General features: G+C 52.8%; 11 protein-coding genes and 1 other annotated feature. Of the genes, 5 read left to right on the plus strand and 6 right to left on the minus strand.

Annotated features, from left to right (window positions below; genetic code table 11):
• Nucleotides 1-5: 5 nt before the first annotated feature.
• Nucleotides 6-143: a sequence feature (ribosomal protein L10 leader region), on the plus strand.
• Between the two features lie 139 nt (nucleotides 144-282).
• Both rplJ and rplL read left to right on the plus strand, forming a co-directional pair.
• Nucleotides 283-840: a 50S ribosomal protein L10 gene (gene rplJ / locus R6U67_RS00895; protein ID WP_410250788.1), complete on the plus strand. Its 558-nt coding sequence runs from the start codon at nucleotides 283-285 to the stop codon at nucleotides 838-840.
• 78 nt (nucleotides 841-918) lie between these two features.
• Nucleotides 919-1323, plus strand: coding sequence for a 50S ribosomal protein L7/L12 (rplL, locus tag R6U67_RS00900; RefSeq protein WP_410250789.1), 405 nt, complete (start codon nucleotides 919-921; stop codon nucleotides 1321-1323).
• Between the two features lie 435 nt (nucleotides 1324-1758).
• On the opposite strand, the gene R6U67_RS00905 is transcribed toward rplL, so the two are convergent.
• The 3 genes from R6U67_RS00905 to R6U67_RS00915 form a co-directional block, all read right to left on the minus strand.
• Nucleotides 1759-3786: a ribonuclease J gene (locus R6U67_RS00905; RefSeq protein ID WP_410250790.1), complete on the minus strand. Its 2028-nt coding sequence runs from the start codon at nucleotides 3784-3786 to the stop codon at nucleotides 1759-1761.
• Between the two features lie 242 nt (nucleotides 3787-4028).
• The gene (gene dapA, locus R6U67_RS00910; RefSeq protein WP_410250791.1) at nucleotides 4029-4919 is read right to left on the minus strand and encodes a 4-hydroxy-tetrahydrodipicolinate synthase; all 891 of its coding nucleotides are present in this window, start codon (nucleotides 4917-4919) and stop codon (nucleotides 4029-4031) included.
• Nucleotides 4920-4933: 14 nt separating this feature from the next.
• Nucleotides 4934-5992: an aspartate-semialdehyde dehydrogenase gene (locus R6U67_RS00915; RefSeq protein ID WP_410250792.1), complete on the minus strand. Its 1059-nt coding sequence runs from the start codon at nucleotides 5990-5992 to the stop codon at nucleotides 4934-4936.
• Between the two features lie 646 nt (nucleotides 5993-6638).
• Here R6U67_RS00915 and tig point away from each other — a divergent pair.
• From tig to clpX, 3 genes are all read left to right on the plus strand, one after another.
• The gene (gene tig, locus R6U67_RS00920; protein WP_410250793.1) at nucleotides 6639-8027 is read left to right on the plus strand and encodes a trigger factor; all 1389 of its coding nucleotides are present in this window, start codon (nucleotides 6639-6641) and stop codon (nucleotides 8025-8027) included.
• Nucleotides 8028-8103: 76 nt separating this feature from the next.
• Nucleotides 8104-8745 (plus strand): ATP-dependent Clp endopeptidase proteolytic subunit ClpP, encoded by a 642-nt coding sequence (clpP, locus tag R6U67_RS00925; protein ID WP_410250799.1) that lies wholly within the window; start codon nucleotides 8104-8106, stop codon nucleotides 8743-8745.
• Nucleotides 8746-8900: 155 nt separating this feature from the next.
• Nucleotides 8901-10229 carry an ATP-dependent protease ATP-binding subunit ClpX gene (gene clpX, locus R6U67_RS00930; protein ID WP_410250794.1) on the plus strand — a complete coding sequence of 443 codons (1329 nt, stop codon included), beginning with the start codon at nucleotides 8901-8903 and terminating at the stop codon, nucleotides 10227-10229.
• 6 nt (nucleotides 10230-10235) lie between these two features.
• Here the strand turns inward: clpX and R6U67_RS00935 are convergent, their stop codons facing one another.
• From R6U67_RS00935 to R6U67_RS00945, 3 genes are all read right to left on the minus strand, one after another.
• Entirely contained in the window at nucleotides 10236-12593 is a 2358-nt protein-coding gene (locus tag R6U67_RS00935; RefSeq protein ID WP_410250795.1) for an EAL domain-containing protein, read from the minus strand.
• Nucleotides 12594-12906: 313 nt separating this feature from the next.
• Nucleotides 12907-13338 (minus strand): response regulator, encoded by a 432-nt coding sequence (locus R6U67_RS00940; protein ID WP_410250796.1) that lies wholly within the window; start codon nucleotides 13336-13338, stop codon nucleotides 12907-12909.
• Nucleotides 13339-13458: 120 nt separating this feature from the next.
• The coding region (locus tag R6U67_RS00945; protein WP_410250797.1) for an RNA-guided endonuclease InsQ/TnpB family protein at nucleotides 13459-14190 on the minus strand (732 nt) is incomplete at its 5' end.

The raw sequence follows: 14190 nt of genomic DNA on the forward strand, positions 1-14190 counted from the left end.
GGCTTAACTGAATATGCTCTCAACCCGAGACAGCAGGGGTGTTCAACACGTAATATCCTGCCGAGGTGAGGAGTCTGGAGGTCGCAACCTGCGTCCCCCAACACTTCCCCCGGCATCTCGACTGGGGGCTTTTTGTGGAGGGAGGGAGGGGGGTCAGTTGAGCCAATTGCATCCGACCCAAAACACGACCCAAAAACGGAAGTTTACGGGTGTCAGTTTGGGACATTCTCAAGGGGGTTTCTCAACTGAGTGAATGCCCAGCAAACAAGGAGGTGAGTCCGATTGGGCAGAACATTAGAAAACAAAAAAGCGATCGTCGCTGAACTCAAAGAAACACTGAGCGAATCTCAGCTTGCTGTAGTCATCGACTACAAAGGGCTGTCCGTCGCCCAGATGACCGACCTACGCGGACGACTACGGGAAACCGACGCCGTCTGTAAGGTAACCAAAAACACCCTAATGCGCATCGCCGTAGAAGGGGATGAGAACTGGGAATCCATGACCGAGTTCCTCGAAGGATCTTCGGCATTCCTGTTCGCGAAAGACGACTTTGGAACGGCCATTAAAGCCTACCAAGCGTTTCAGAAAGACACCAAAAAAACCGAACTCCGGGGTGGTGTTTTAGAAGGGCAAAAGCTCAGTGCTGATGACGTCAAAGCGCTGACAGAACTGCCAACCAAGGAAGAACTTATTGCACGCATTGCCGCCGCAATCAATTCTATTCCGACGAAACTGGCAGTCGGCACCAACGCCGTTCCCAAGAAACTGGCCGTGGGTATCAAAGAGGTTCCATCTTCTTTGGTTCGCGCCGTCAAAGCCGTGTCCGAAAAAGAACAATAAATCACTGCAACCCATGTGGTGAGTATTGGCAACTCATTTACGTCCAACAATTCATTAATCCCAACGGAGTGTTACTCAATGTCTGAACAAACCGATCAAATTCTCGAACAACTCAAAACCCTCTCCCTGTTAGAGGCCTCTGAACTCGTCAAACAAATCGAAGAAGCCTTCGGTGTGGATGCCTCTGCCTCTGCTGGCGGCGGTATGATGATGATGGCCCCTGGTATGATGGGTGGCGGTGCCGCTGCGGCTGAGGAAGAAGAAGAGAAAACCGAATTTGACGTGATTCTCGAAGAAGTCCCCGCCGACAAGAAAATCGCTGTCCTCAAAGTTGTGCGCGGCTTGACCGGACTTGGCCTCAAAGAAGCCAAAGAAATGGTCGAAAGCACGCCTAAAGCCATCAAAGAAGCTGTGGCTAAAGATGCAGCTGAAGATGCTAAGAAACAAATCGAAGAAGCCGGCGGAAAAGTTTCCGTTAAATAATCGGGTCTTGACCGATTCGTTTCTTTGACAAAAGCGGGGTGTTGTGGTAAACAACATCCCGCTTTCTTGTCTTCTCTCGTTGTCTGGTGTTGTCTCCTCGTTGTCTCCTCTCTCCTCGTTTTCTCTCTCCTCGTTCCTTGGCTCTGCCAAGGAATGCCCCAGGGGAGGCTCTGCCTCCCGCTCTCAGGCGGCAGAGCCGCCACCCGCCCGTATCATGGCAGAGCCATGACACGAGGGAGGGAGGGAGGCACGAGGGGTTTCTCGTTTTCTCGTTCCTTGGCTCTGCCAAGGAATGCCCCAGGGGAGGCTCTGCCTCCCGCTCTCAGGCGGCAGAGCCGCCAGCCGCCCGTATCATGGCAGAGCCATGACACGAGGGAGGCACGAGGGAGGAGGGAAGCACGAGGGAGACGAGAGAGCCGGGGGATGAGACAACGCCTAGGAGGCGGCTCGGGCCGTCGGACGAGTACGACGGCGACGATTGCGGTTGCGTTTTTCCGCATCGAGAGTCGTCTTAGAAGGTTCCGAAGATTTCTTCTCGGATGAATCCGCCGAGGTTTCAACCGCAGTTGAGGGTTTTGGCGTCACTTTGCTGGGTTTACTGCCGTTGGAGCGGCCATTAGAGCTGCCGTTGGAGCGACCATTGGTGGAGCGACTCGTCACCAAGCTGCCATTCGTTTGAGTCTCAGGTGTATAGTCCGCATCAGCCGGGGGCTGTAACATAAACACCAACAGAGGATCACACCGTAGTTCACGGCGAATGGTGCGGCGTAACTCCCGTTCCAGACGAGACTTCAGCCCTGACCAATCGGCGGAACGCTCACCGTTGTCAGAATTGTTGTAATGATCCCAACGGTCTTCAAGCACCGTTTGTAAGGTTTCCGAAATTTTTTCCTGTAAGTGTTGGTCGTCAACGCCAGTGGCGACACCGCGAATATGCACTTCGGGCTGAATAGCTAATTTGCCATCCCAGCCAACCGCGACGGCGGTAGTGACGACGCCATCTTCGGCTAACTGCTGACGTTCTTTGAGGACTGTATCTTGAACAGTCCCGGCGTGGGAGGAATCCACCAACTCGATACCGGCTTGAACGTTGCCGCCAAGGGAGATACTATCGGGGCGCAGTTCCACGATATGGCCGTTGTCGATAATCAGCATATTCTCGGCCGGGACTCCCATCATCTGAGCGGTTTGAGAATGTTTGATCAACATCCGATGTTCGCCATGGACCGGAACAAAGAATTTGGGCCGAGTTAGGGCTAACATCAATTTATGATCTTCCTGACAACCATGACCTGAGACATGGATGCCCTGACGCCGACCGTAAATGACATTGGCTCCTTGCATCATCAGGCGATCGATGGTGTTGACCACAGAGATGGTGTTACCGGGGATCGGATTGGCGGAGAAGACAATGGTATCTCCGGGTTTGACCTGAATTTGTCGGTGTTCACGACGGGAGATGCGACTGAGTGCGGCCATCGGTTCCCCTTGGGAGCCGGTGGTGAGAATCAGCACGTCTTTGTCGGGCAGATTACGCACTTCTTGAATGGATTTGAAGAGACTTTCGTCACATTTGACGTAGCCGAGGTTGCGAGCATGGGAGATGACGTTGAGCATCGATCGCCCCACCACGGCCACAGACCGCCCATGTTTTTGAGCTAGGTCTAAAATCATATTGACCCGATGGACGGAAGAGGCGAAGGTGGTCACCATCAGTCGCCCTTTGGCTTCACTAAAGACGCGATCGAGGTTCGGATAGACCGATCGCTCGGAGGGGCAAAGTCCCGGTGTTTCGGCGTTGGTGGAGTCACTAAACAAGCAGAGAACGCCTTTCTCGCCGTATTCTGCCAACCGTTGCACGTCGAAGTTTTCGCCATCGACGGGAGTATGGTCAAACTTAAAGTCGCCGGTAAAGACCACCACACCCACGGGAGTCGTCACCGCTAGGGTGAAGCTGTCGGCCATGGAGTGGGTGTTGCGGATGAACTCAAAGGAGAAATGGTCTCCAAGGGTAATCACATCCCGAGGTTGGACGGTGCGTAGTTCGGTTTTATTACGCAGTCCCGCTTCATCGAGTTTGCCACCGAGCAGGGCCAGGGCCAAGCGGGGACCGTAAATGACGGGGATATCAAACTGTTTCAGGTGATAGGGAATGCCACCAATATGGTCTTCGTGACCGTGGGTAACCACCAAACCTTTGATCTTATGGGCGTTCTCTTTGAGATAGGCGATGTCGGGTAGCACGATGTTGACCCCGTGCATGGCGTCGGTGGGGAAGGCTAGGCCACTGTCAACCAACACGATTTCGTCTTCGTATTCAAAGACACAGGTGTTCTTGCCGATTTCATGGAGGCCACCCAGAGGAATCACCTTCAGGGGAGATGATTGATCGCCACCTTGGTTTGAGGTGGTTTTCGGGGAGGTGGTTTTACTGTTGCGAGAGCGGATTTGTTTAGAAGGCATGGGTTTATTCATGGTGAACTGTATGTAACTGTGATTGATTAGAGTGGAGCAATGTAAACGGTGTTCGAGTCGGCCCAGGGCAAGGTGGATGTTCGCCTAGACGGTCGAGTGTGAGGATAAAATTGCTGGGAAAACCGCTGATGTCGGACTTGGTTCAGGGATGGGGCGGTGCAGGCCTCTAAACCTCAGTGGCGCGATCGCCGCGCCGACGACGACAATGACTTAGCTAAAGGGAGAAGACGCTAGTGCAGGAGGTTGAGTTGTTTGAGAACCGACTGAATCGACTCAACCACCGAGTCTGGAGCGTCACAGAGGGGCGATCGTGTCCCCCCGACGGGCCAACCCAATTGTTGCAACGCACATTTGACGGGAATGGGATTAGTGGTCAAAAACAACGCCTGGAACAAGGGCATTAACTGTAAATGAATCGCCGTCGCCTCGGCATTTCGTCCCGCCTCAAAGGCTTGAATCATCTCCTGGAGGCGATCGCCCACCAAATGACTGGCCACACTGACAACTCCTTTGCCACCAATGGACAACAGCGGCAAGGTTAGAGCATCATCCCCAGAATAGATCGCGAACTCAGGATCGGTTAGGCGGCGAATTTCGCTGGCCCGTTCGAGACTCCCACTGGCTTCTTTAATAGCTACCACATTGGGCAATTGGGCCAAACGAGCCACCGTTTCAGCCTCCAAACTCACCCCAGTCCGCCCAGGGATGTTGTAGAGCATCAGCGGAAACTCTGGACAAGCCTCGGCGATCGCACAAAAATGTCGATAAAGTCCAGCTTGCGGTGGTTTATTGTAATAGGGAACCACCTGCAACGAGCCATCCAAGCCCAACGCCGACGCTTTCTGCGTCGCCCGAATCGCCTCATGGGTTGAGTTAGAGCCAGTACCGGCCATCACCTTCGCACCGGTTTGGCTGACGGCTCCCTGAACCACCTGGAACAACTCATATTCCTCATCCCAAGTTAGCGTTGGCGATTCACCGGTCGTGCCACAGATCACCAACGTCTCGGTTCCGTGAGTGACCAAATGAACCGCTAACTGTTCAACCAACTTAAAATTCACCGTGCCATCCGGGTGAAACGGCACAATCATTGCCGTGAGAACTCGTCCAAAATCGACCACGTGACTTCCCTCCCTCACGGCTGTAAGCGGCTAGACGACAACGATGGGGAGGATGGATTGCCCGCATCATGATAGCTGAGCAATTCCGCAATCTGCACCGCATTCAGGGCGGCCCCTTTGCGAATTTGGTCACCACTGAGCCAAAGCTCCAAGCCACAGGGATGAGAGATATCCTGGCGAATACGGCCCACCAGAACCTCATCGCGGCTCGTTGCATCCATCGGCATCGGGAAATAATTACTCTGCCAATTTTCCTGCAAGATCACGCCCGGAGCTGTCCGCAGGATGTCACAGGCCTGTTCCCGAGAAAAGGGTTGCTCAAACTCCAGGTTAATCGCTTCGGAGTGAGCGCGTAGTACGGGAACCCGGACACAAGTTGCCGTCACCGCTAACTGAGGAGCCGCAAAAATCTTGCGCGTCTCATTGACCATTTTCATCTCTTCCTGGCAATAGCCGCCTTCAGAAATCGGAGAATTATGAGGAAAGAGGTTAAAGGCCAAGGGATAGGGCAACACCGACGGGGTGGGAGGTTCCCCATTGAGAATCGCTTGAGCTTGGGTTTTGAGTTCCTCCATCGCTCGCGCCCCAGCACCGCTAGCAGACTGATACGTCGAGACCACAATGCGGCGAATCGGCTGCACCCGATGTAGTGGGTAAATGGCCACCGCCATCAAAATCGTCGTGCAGTTGGGGTTGGCGATGATGCCCTGATGTTGAAACGCCGCCTCGGGGTTCACCTCAGGAACCACAAGCGGAACCTGGGGATCGAGGCGATAGGCGCTAGAGTTGTCAATGGCCACGGCCCCGGCCTCAACGGCTTGGGGCAGCCATTGCTTCGAGATCGATCCGCCGGCTGAGGCGAGAACCAAATCCACATCCCGAAAACAGCCCTCCGCCACGGCTTCGACGGTTAGGGATTCGCCGCGAAACGAGACCGTCCGCCCCGCTGAGCGAGGGGAGGCCAGAAGTTTGAGCTGTGATAGCGGAAAGTTTCGGCGCTCTAGCAGTTCAATTAACTCAGTACCCACTGCGCCAGTGGCACCGAGAATAGCAACTCGATAAGACTTGGGCAAGTTTCAGATCCTCCTAATGGTCTTCAATCCTGTGTTAGGCAATAGGGTTTGATAGGGTTTGATAAACGCCGTAACGGTTCGTATGACGATTTTTATAGGGGTTTAATAGGGGGCGCTTCGGGACTCAGACTTCAGAAACTCCCAGTTGGGGCTTGCGAAGAGTGTCCATCAGCAAATAGGTTTTGAATATAACAGATGTCGCGGCTGACCGAAATTGGGGCGATCACTCTCATCGACAGCCACGATAGCAGAGTTAGCTGTTGAGTGCAATGGTGGCGATTCGGCCGGCCAGAGCGCTGTCCTAGAGACGACTATAATCTAGCATAACGCAGATTCGACGATCGCTCGCTGCCTCAACCATCTGACCAGCCGTTCGGTATTAGGCTAGACTAGATTGGATTGCCTCGCTTGTTGTTAAGGACAACGTACAGCCGCAGCGATCTGCACGATGGCTATGCACGATGGCTAAGAGACGATAGCTCAGAGTCCCGACGCCATCAGTCTGAGAGTGCCATAGATGCCGTAACGGACGCTGAGAGGTCGTTTCGGTGAGCCGGCGATCGCCCATGGGATTGACGATGATCTCAAATCAACAGGCAGCAAACTACACCCAAGTTAAAACTAGAATCAAACAGTCAAGCAAGGCATGAAAGTAACCCAGGAAAAGCTTCCCGCATCCCAAATTAGTCTGGAAATCGAAATTCCTTCGGAGATTTCCCAGAAAACCTACGATCGCACGTTGCAAAAATTCACACAAGCGGCGAACATTCCGGGATTCCGTAAAGGCAAAGTTCCCCAACAGATTCTGGTCAAGCGTCTCGGCAGTGAACGCATCAAAGCTGCCGCTCTCGAAGACAGCATCGAAGACAGCCTCAAACAGGCCATCGACCAAGAAAACCTAGATGTTCTGGGCAACTACACCCTGCAAACTCCCGTTGAAGAGCTGATTCAACAGTTTACCCCCGGTCATCCTCTCACCTTCTCCATTGCCGTAGACGTTCCCCCCGACGCGAACGTCAGCAACTACGAAGGACTCGACATCACCGCCGAAGAAGTGGTCTATGATCCGGCCCAAGTTGATGCCTTTTTCGAAGAACAGCGCCTCGAACAGGCCAACCTCATTCCCGTCGAAGATCGCGCCGCCCAACTTGGCGACGTTCTCACCGTTGACTACGAAGGCAAACTCCGGCCCCAAGATGGCGAAGGCGATCCCGAACCCTTCCCCGGCGGCAGTGCCGAAGATACCCAAGTTGAACTCAACGAAGGGCGCTTTATCGAAGGCTTCGTCGAAAACATCGTCGGGATGAACATCGATGACACCAAATCCTTCGATGTCAAATTCCCCGAGGATTACCCCAACGAAGAACTGGCCGGCCAAGAGGCCATCTTCACCGTCACCGTCAAAGACATCAAAGCTCGGGAACTGCCCGAACTCGACGATGACTTTGCCCAAACCATCAGCGACTTCGACACCATGGCCGAACTGCGGGAATCCATCGAAACCCGCTTTAAGGACGAAGCCGAACAGAAAACCAAAAGTAACATCGATGCCGCCCTGCTAGAGAACATGGCCGCCTGCATCGAAGTCGAACTGCCTGAAACCCTCATCAAACAAGAGGTGGACTTCCTGCTGACCCAAACGGCCATGCAGTTGCAGCAATATGGCATGGATATCCGCAGCCTCTATAACGAGGAGAACATGGCCGAGATGCGCGAACGATCTCGTCCCGAGGCGATCGCCAAACTCAAACAAGACCTAGCCCTCGAAAAAATCGCCGAACTCCAGGACTTACAACCAACCGAAAGCGAGAAAGAAGAACGGGCCGCCGAGATTCGTGAGCAACTGAGCGATCGCGACATCGACGAAGAACGCCTCCAAGGATTCGTTGCCAAAGATCTCCTTTCTCAGAAAGCCCTCGATTGGCTACGAGAACGCGCTAAGATCGAGCTAGTTCCCGAAGGCAGTTTGTCAAACGACGATGAAGCGGCCGAGGAGACGGCCGACGCCGACGAGAACGAAACCCAAGACTCCTAACCACTCTCACGGTTTACCCACTGCGAGCTGAACATCTAAATTTATGTTGAGATCCCAAGCCCACGGACATGACTTGATGAGCCTGTCCCACCCCCAAATCTATTCTGGCCCCCAAGGCAACATCCCTATGGTGGTCGAACAGTCTGGGATGGGCGAACGTGCCTTCGATATCTACTCCCGTCTGCTGCGAGAACGGATTGTCTTTCTCGGAACTCCCGTCGATGACGCCGTGCCCGACTCAATCGTCGCCCAACTGCTCTACCTCGATGCCGACGACCCCGAAAAAGACATCCAACTCTATATCAACTCCCCCGGCGGTTCTGTAACCGCCGGAATGGCCATCTATGACACCATGCAGCAGGTGCGCCCCGATATCGTCACCATCTGTTTTGGCTTAGCCGCCAGCATGGGAGCCTTTCTCCTAGCGGCGGGCGCTCCGGGGAAACGCATGTCCCTGACCAACTCCCGGATTATGATCCACCAACCTCTCGGCGGCGCTCAAGGACAAGCCGTGGATATCGAAATTCAGGCCAAGGAAATTCTTTACCATAAGAGTACCTTGAACCGCCTGTTAGCCAAACATACCGGTAAGCCCCTCGAACGTCTCGAAGCCGATACCGAACGGGACTTCTTCATGTCCGCAGAAGAAGCCCGAGAGTATGGGTTAGTTGATACGGTTATCGAACAAACTCCCGTTGCCGTAGCCGCCTCAAACTAATCGGCCTTGGAGAGTGTGTTGGGGACACACTCTCCAAGCTCATCGTCAGGCATAAGCTGAGGATTACCTCAGTCTGGTGCTACCCACCGGCCCCATGCCCTCGTGATTAAATTGTCCCTAACCCATCAAGGCTGAATTTCCGCAAGAGAAAGCTTATGCCGAACAAGTACGACTCTCACCTAAAATGCTCCTTCTGCGGCAAGTCTCAGGAGCAAGTTCGCAAACTCATCGCCGGTCCCGGCGTGTACATTTGTGACGAATGCGTAGACTTGTGCAACGAAATTCTCGATGAAGAGTTGTACGATTCGGGTGCCGCAGCCCCCCCTAGCGCACAACGATCTGAATCCCCTGAACGTCGTCGCCCTCGTTCGGCGAAGCTCTCCCTAGGGCAGATCCCTAAACCGATTGAAATCAAACATTATCTCGACGACCATGTCATCGGACAAGAGGCCGCCAAAAAGGTCTTATCGGTCGCCGTTTATAACCACTACAAGCGCCTGAGTGCCAATCAAAATAAAAGCGAAGGCGATGATGTCGAACTGCAAAAGTCGAACATTTTGCTGATTGGCCCAACCGGTAGCGGTAAAACCCTCTTGGCTCAAACCCTGGCCAATATCCTGGAAGTTCCCTTCGCGGTGGCTGACGCCACCACCCTGACCGAAGCGGGGTATGTGGGGGAAGATGTCGAAAACATCCTGCTGCGGTTGTTACAAGTGGCCGATCTCGATGTGGAAGAAGCCCAACGGGGCATTATCTACATTGACGAACTCGACAAGGTGGCCCGTAAGAGTGAAAATCCCTCCATTACGCGGGATGTCTCTGGGGAAGGCGTCCAGCAGGCCCTGCTGAAAATGTTGGAGGGGACTGTGGCCAATGTCCCACCCCAGGGCGGCCGCAAACATCCCTATCAAGACTGTATTCAAATTGATACCCGTAATATTCTCTTTATCTGTGGCGGGGCCTTTGTCGGTCTCGATAAGCTGGTCGAACAGCGTATGGGTAAAAAGAGTATTGGCTTTGTGCAGCCGGGTGACAGCAAACCCCGTGATAAACGGACGGTGGATGTCCTCAGTAATCTCGAACCGGGAGACTTAGTCAAGTTTGGTCTGATTCCTGAGTTTATTGGGCGCATTCCCATCGAAGCGGTGTTAGAACCCTTAGATGAGGACACCCTAGTTCAGATTCTCACCCAACCCCGGAACGCTCTGATTAAGCAGTATCAGAAGCTGATGGATATGGACAATGTCAAGTTGGAGTTTCGTCCTGATGCCTTGCGAGCGATCGCCAAGGAAGCCTATCGTCGTAAGACCGGGGCGCGGGCCTTACGCAGCATCGTTGAAGAACTGATGCTTGAAGTGATGTACGAGTTGCCCTCCCGTAAGGATGTCTCTCGTTGTGTCATTACCCGAGAAATGGTGGAGAAACGCTCAACCAGTGAGGTGGTGATGCACCCATCGTCTCTCCCAAAACCTGAGTCCGCTTAAACCCGTCTAGCCCTCCGTTGGTGCAACTGAATCGCCCATGGGTTGGAATTTCGGGTAGCCTGAAGCCGTCAGTTGAGGTAGTGAGACTACCTCAGCGGCTTTTGGGGTTTTCGGGGTGACGGCTGGGCGGTTTTTTCGGGGTCGTGAGCGGTTGCGGGAGGGGGCAAACTTTGGGACGGTTAGAGGTTCAGGGCGGGCAATGCCATAGCCTTGGACAAAATCTACACCCAGATGTTGCACTTTTTGTAGAATGGCTGGATTTTCCACAAACTCGGCAATGGTTTGTAAGCCCATGACATGGCCCATATGATTGATAGCCTCGATGGTGGCCGCGTCAATGGCATCATGTTCGACGTTGCGGATAAAGTGGCCATCAATCTTGAGGTAGTCCACAGGTAAGTTTTTCAGGTAGTTGAGGGACGACATCCCGCTACCAAAGTCATCGAGCGCGAAGCAACAGCCAAGTTGTTTGAGTTGATAGATGAACTGCACCGCCTGGTTGATATTGGAGATCGCCACGGTTTCGGTAATCTCGAAGCAGATCATCGAGGGGGCGATATGATGCAGCCAGAACTGTTCTCGCAGGAAGGCCAAGAAGCGCTCATCATTGAAACTGGCCCCTGAGAGATTGACCATATAAAGGGGTTTTGGCTGTTCCCACTGTTCCGGTAAATGACGCAGTTGCGAGAACAGTTGCCGCACCACCCAGCGATCAATGGCCGGCATGAGATCATAGCGTTCCGCCGCTGGCATAAAGGCCCCTGGACTGACGATGTTACCATCTTCGTCTTGGAGACGCAGTAGGATTTCGTAGCGATCGCGCGATCGCCGTTGTGGATCAGCTGGAATAATCCGTTGCGCGTATAAACAGAAACGATCGTCTTCGAGAGCTTTGACAATCCGCGACACCCACTGCATATCGCCATGACGTTGCACGATGTCATGGTCATCACTTTGATAGATCTGTAAGCGATTGCGCCCAGCATCCTTGGCGGCATACATGGCGGTATCAGCCGCACTGAGAACATGAGCCCAACTATCGGTTTGGGCGTTAATTTCGACGAGTCCGGCACTCGCCCCCACGGTGAACGTGCTATCGTCCCAGACAAAGCGGAAGGTGCGAATGCGCTCAATTAACTCTTGGACTTTTTCTTGAGCATCATCCAGGCTACAGTGATGCAGCAGTAGCGCAAACTCATCCCCCCCGAGACGAGCTAAGAGGTCTGCGTTGGGGGTATGGTGTTGCAATAAGGCGCTCATATGGCGCAGCAGTTCATCCCCGGCCATATGGCCGCAGGTATCGTTGACCACCTTGAAACGATCTAAGTCCAGATAACAGAGGACATGAGTGGTCTTAGTCAGGCGAGAATTGGCGATCGCCGCTTCGAGACGATGTTCAAACTCCCGCCGATTGGGAAGTCCCGTTAGGGCATCATGGCAAGCCTGCCAAGAGAGTTGTTGGGCTAAACTACGGGCGGGGGTGACATCACGACAGACGAGAACGCCCCCAACGATGTCGCCATCATCGAGGCGAATCGGGGCCGCTGAGAGTTCTACAAAAAATTCTTGGGTTTCATTGGCCCCCACTAAACGGCGTTCCGAGGGATCTAACGCAACCCCGTGGCGCAACACCTGTTCGAGTAAATCTTGCACGGGAGTATGCGTCGCCTCATCCCACAGCCGCAACACCGTATCGAGGGAATGGCCCTGAGCGGCGTTGGATTTCCACCCCGTCAGGGTTTCGGCTACGGGGTTGAGGGATTGAATCCGGCCGTTGGCGTCCGTGGCGATGACAGCATCGCCAATCGAGTGCAGGGTGACTTGAGCGAGTTCTTTCTCGCGAATTAGGGCCTGCTGAATCCGTTGGCGATCGCGGACTTCTCGTTGCAACTGCCGGTTCGTGCGGGCCAGTTCCGCCGTGCGCTCGTGAACCCGCTGTTCGAGTTCCTCCTTGGCTTGGCGAACCGCCTCTGAGGCTTGCTTGCGTTCAATGGCATAGCGCACGGAACGGGCCAGGAGTTCTGTGTTGGCCTGGCGTTTGAAGAGATAGTCTTGAGCCCCTGTTCGCATCGCTTCGAGGGCTAAATCATCATCATCGGTGTTGGTTAACACCACAATGGGAACTTGAGGACGAACCCTGGCGATCGCAGTCAGAGACTCCAACCCCTGACTATCAGGCAGCGTCAGATCGAGCAGAATCACATCAAAGGACTGCTCATTCAGGATGGCGATCGCTGCCTGTAGCCGAGACTGACAAGTCCACCTAAAACAAGTATGGGAGGCTTGTTTGAGTAGCTCTTGCAGTAGCCTAGCTTCGGCAGGATTATCCTCAATCAGTAGGATGTTGACTGAGTTAACGGACATATTAAAAGTAAACTATTTTAAAGTCTTGTCTATATTATGCAATCTTTCCTCCTCCAAATCGGACTCGAACCTGAATATAGATACAAAACTTAGTATTTGTTAGGGAATAATCACAACTTAGCCCAAAGCCATCAGGAGTCGCTTACGATAGAGAACTGACTGTAGCAATCATAAAATCGCACATCAGTCGGTTTTTCTAAGATTATCTTAATGATCCCCACTACAAGAGGTCTGATTTGAGTGCAGATTGTCAAGCGTCCTCGTCGAGAATTTCGCTTCTTTTCCGTCCTCGTGAGATGACTTCTACCGTCTCTCAAGCATCGAGAGGGAGCGTGACAATCTCTAGCCAAAAGCGCTGAATCGTCTCGACAATTGATAACAACTGCTGCAAATTTTGCGATTTCTGGATGTAACAGTTGGCATGGAGGCGATAACTTTCTTGAATATCTTTCTCATTATTTGAGGTGGTTAAGACCAAAACCGGAATCTGAGATAAATTAGGATTTCCTTTCAGTTCCGCCAACACTTCCCGGCCATCTTTTCGCGGTAAATTCAAATCGAGGAGGATCACATCCGGCAAAACCGCATTCTCATAGGGCGGACGTTGATGTAAATACTCCATCGCCTCAACCCCATCTTTCACCGCCACCATCTCATGGGATAACTGGCTTTCCTTAAACGCTTCCTGAATCAAGCGCACATGAGCCAAATTATCTTCAACCAGCAAAATTTTTCGACGTTTCATCCAAAATACATCCAAAGTGAATCCCGCTCCTCAAATAGCTTCAATGGGTTCAAGCCGACCGACGGGGAGCTTGACATCCTCCCACGCTAATTCAAAGAATATAGCGTGGGATTCCCACCATCACTGATGGGGTTTCCTCTTTCCACGACTCAACTTACCTTGAGGAGTTTCCCCACCCAGGCAGAGGTCGATATCTCCAGAGGCGTTAATTCCCGTATGCCCTACGGTACACAATCCTAATTCAAGGATGTTAATAGCTGCGTTATGGTCTCTGTCAGCAACAAATCCACAATGGGGACAGCGGTGGGTTCTCGTTGACAGAGATTTCTTAACCTTCTCCCCACAGTTAGAGCAATTCTGGCTCGTGTACTGGGGAGCCACAGCAACCGTTTCCACCCCAAACACCTTACCAAAATACTCCACCCACTGACGGAAGGTTGACCAAGCCGCATCTGAAATAGATTTAGCGAGATTAGGGTTTTTTACCAAATTTCGCACCCTCAAGTCCTCATAGGCGACCAAGTCGTTAGACCGGACGACGCACAATGCCGTCTTCACAGCAAAGTCTTTACGTTGCCGACTTACCTTGAGGTGCTTTCTCGCGAATCGATTTCTAGCTTTCTGTCGATTCTTAGACCCTTTCTGGGTTTTAGATAATCGACGTTGAAGGCGCTTAAGCGCTTTCTCAGACTTTCTGAGATATCTGGGATTTTCCACGGTCTGACCGTCTGAGTCGGTGTAGAAATGATTTAATCCGACATCTAAGCCAATAACTGTTCCAGTGGGTTCTCGTTTCTCCAACCTTTCTTGGTCGATACAGAACTGAACGTAGTATCCATCAGCGCGACGGAC

Origin of the sequence: Sodalinema sp. (assembly GCF_046483825.1) — a bacterium.
Taxonomy (GTDB): Bacteria; Cyanobacteriota; Cyanobacteriia; order Cyanobacteriales; family Geitlerinemataceae; genus Sodalinema.